The organism is Paenibacillus montaniterrae (genome assembly GCF_018403185.1).
Taxonomy (GTDB): Bacteria; Bacillota; Bacilli; order Paenibacillales; family Paenibacillaceae; genus Pristimantibacillus; species Pristimantibacillus montaniterrae.
Genome location: NZ_BOSE01000064.1, coordinates 1 through 253, shown reverse-complemented (window position 1 = coordinate 253; position 253 = coordinate 1). Strand labels below are relative to the sequence as shown.

The window sequence follows — 253 nt, the reverse complement described above, 5'->3', positions numbered from 1 at the left end:
CATTTAAAGAGTGCGTAATAGCTCACTGGTCGAGTGACTCTGCGCCGAAAATGTAACGGGGCTAAACACACCACCGAAGCTATGGCATGTACCGTAAGGTACTTGGGTAGGGGAGCGTTGAATATAGGTTGAAGTCAGACTGTGAGGACTGGTGGACTGTATTCAAGTGAGAATGCCGGTATGAGTAACGAAAAGATGGGTGAGAATCCCATCCGCCGAAAGCCTAAGGGTTCCTGAGGAAGGCTCGTCCACT

General features: G+C 49.8%; 1 rRNA gene. It reads left to right on the top strand.

The features are described from left to right. Positions 1-253, top strand: a 23S ribosomal RNA gene (locus KJS52_RS27175); the annotation flags it as partial.